Raw genomic sequence first — 972 nt, 5'->3', positions numbered from 1 at the left:
ACGCCCCCATTGAGTCATGGTTTTGCCATCGAAGCAACGGGGCTTGTTCGTCAGGGGCATGAATGCCCGCCTCTCTCGCCGGAACGGGGCTGGCGGGCACTTCGATAGGCGACGGTGCGGCCAGCAGAGGAAGAGGGCAGGCGGGGGCTTTCGGTGGGCGGACGAAGGTCCGGGACAGAGACTCCCAGCGTCCGCCGCGGAGCAAACCCATGACACAGATGGAAATTCAGGCACCGACGCGGAACGTGCGTGCGGGCTACAAGGTAGACGTGAGCCGAGGTCAGCGCGTCGGCCGTGTGTCGTCGAAATGGTTCAATCGACCGGCCGACGAGCGCGGTGATCCCGTGCGCTCGCGTCGCTCCCAAGGAGGTATCACGATGTCTTCCAGGATACAGTCCGGAGCGCGTGCCGACGTTTACACGCGCATCACCGCCGAGATCAAAGCTGCGATCGAGTAAGGTGCAGGTGATTGGCGCGCGCCGTGGTTCCACACGGAACCAGCGCCGCCCGCCCGACCAGCGTCGCATCAGGCAGGCGCTACCGCGGCATCAACACCGTGGCGCTGATGGCCTGTGGGGCACCTATCGACAATGGCAGGACGCCGGGGCATAGGTGTCGGTTCCGGCATGTGAGGACCGGCGCCGCCCTTGCCTGGAAGAGATTGCCGGCGCACACGGGACCGGGTCAGTTTGGCTTCCGAGCGGGCCGGCGCGATGCTGATGACAAGAAGGCGACGCCCTGCTTCACGGCGTATCCTCGTATGACGGGCGCCGGTGACGCCCTCGAAGATTGAAGCGCCCCGCGCGTACTCGGGCTGTAGTTATGTCGCGACAGCCACGCTCCGGCCCCCTTTGTGGGGAACGCAGATAGATAGCGGCCGTGAAGCCAGCGATCGGATTAGGGCAACGTTCGCCTCAGAAGCCAACAAGGCCAAGTCCTTCACGTACGCCGGCAACAGACTTCAGGCAGAAC

The 972-nt window shown here is 64.7% G+C and carries 1 protein-coding gene; it reads left to right on the top strand.

Going from position 1 to position 972, the window contains the following annotated elements; all coding sequences use genetic code 11:
• Positions 1 to 209 precede the first annotated feature (209 nt).
• Complete coding sequence (locus EH240_RS40315; RefSeq protein ID WP_425374878.1) at positions 210 to 458, top strand: hypothetical protein; 249 nt, start codon at positions 210 to 212, stop codon at positions 456 to 458.
• Positions 459 to 972: the final 514 nt, after the last annotated feature.

This window comes from Mesorhizobium tamadayense (genome assembly GCF_003863365.1).
Lineage (GTDB): Bacteria > Pseudomonadota > Alphaproteobacteria > Rhizobiales > Rhizobiaceae > Mesorhizobium > Mesorhizobium tamadayense.
The sequence above is the reverse complement of the archived record's forward strand: the minus strand, read 5'-3'. Positions and strand labels throughout refer to the sequence as shown.

Coding starts and splice junctions, on each gene's coding strand:
- EH240_RS40315 (WP_425374878.1), top strand. CDS start 210: ATGACACAGATGGAAATTCAGGCACCGACGCGGAACGTGCGTGCGGGC.